The sequence below is a fragment of the Bowmanella sp. JS7-9 genome (assembly GCF_004329715.1).
GTDB classification, from domain to species: Bacteria; Pseudomonadota; Gammaproteobacteria; order Enterobacterales; family Alteromonadaceae; genus Pseudobowmanella; species Pseudobowmanella zhangzhouensis.
This window is the reverse complement of record NZ_JXSY01000012.1, coordinates 1-362: the sequence shown is the minus strand read 5'-3', so window position 1 is coordinate 362 and position 362 is coordinate 1. Positions and strand designations below refer to the sequence as shown.

Genomic DNA, 362 nt, shown 5'->3' with positions numbered 1-362 from the left:
ACTGGCCGATACGCTGATTAAAAGAGTGCCTCCCGTATCAACATTCTCTCCACCTGCGGGCGTTAAAACGCTCACAATTGGCGGCTGATTAACCGCAGGACCATTAACGATCACGTTAATTCCGGCGGACGTCCGACTGCCGCCTTCATTGTCCTGCGCTACCGCTGTCATCAGGTAGTTACCGGGACTGGCGCCTGACCAGGTGAATTCATACGGCGGGTTGCTAACACTGGCCAGCAGCACATTTCCCGCATAAAACGATACATCAACAATCTCACCATCTCCGTCGCTCGCCTGGGCGACCAATGAGATATCTTCCCCCTCGCTGTACTGGCTGTTATCCGTCGGTGAACTCAGACTCA

General features: G+C 54.1%; 1 protein-coding gene. It reads right to left on the bottom strand.

The window, feature by feature from the left end:
• Positions 1-362 (bottom strand): Ig-like domain-containing protein (locus TK45_RS16220; protein WP_174719775.1); only part of this gene is annotated, 362 nt, incomplete at both ends.